Genomic DNA, 638 nt, shown 5'->3' on the forward strand with positions numbered 1-638 from the left:
AAAGAGACTTTGAGATGTGTGCACTAAATCGTTTAGTAAATGGAAAAACGGATAATTTTTATGAGAGGATTTTTAATGTATATAAACTTGGTGGTTGGCCTTGTGGGTGGAAAGGTGAGTATCCAAAAGGAAAAATGATAGTTTATATACCTGAAACATAATGAATATGAAATAATCTATTTTGACGAACGGTGAGTAATTAGATTTAGAAGTAAAGCTTTAAAGGAGCGATCTCATTGTTAAATCGTTTTAAAAATTTAAGTGCTGATAAACAAGCAGGTTTTCTACTAGGGTTAAGTGAAATAGTGATTGATGTATTGTCACACTCTTCTGGATATGAAGAAGCTAAAGAAGCGATGATTAATAGATGAGTTATCTAGCATTGGGTGAATACTCCTAATAAACAGGTAAGAATGAATAAAGGATGATTAATATCGAAAATCCAGGTGTGATGTCTCTATGGCTAGGAAATTTCAAAAGTAAAGAAATGTTGCAAAAGTATGTAGAAATAAAATTTGATGAAAAGGGAGATAGAATCCCATCACAATTTATGAGAGATTTTCAAATTAATTTTATAGATTACAATGAAGACCTATTGGAAATCACATTTATCGGAAATTTGGCAAGAAAACTCCATC

The 638-nt window shown here is 31.0% G+C and carries 2 protein-coding genes and 1 pseudogene; all 3 read left to right on the forward strand.

The features are described from left to right. Positions 1-161: pseudogene (locus V7183_RS23580) on the forward strand (cytoplasmic protein); the annotation flags it as partial. Between the two features lie 75 nt (positions 162-236). After that, positions 237-371 (forward strand): hypothetical protein, encoded by a 135-nt coding sequence (locus tag V7183_RS23585; RefSeq protein ID WP_255257303.1) that lies wholly within the window; start codon positions 237-239, stop codon positions 369-371. 62 nt (positions 372-433) lie between these two features. Further along, positions 434-638 (forward strand): immunity 22 family protein (locus V7183_RS23590; RefSeq protein ID WP_335361023.1); only part of this gene is annotated, 205 nt, incomplete at its 3' end.

This window comes from Bacillus sp. JJ1127 (genome assembly GCF_036965845.1).
Lineage (GTDB): Bacteria > Bacillota > Bacilli > Bacillales > Bacillaceae_G > Bacillus_A.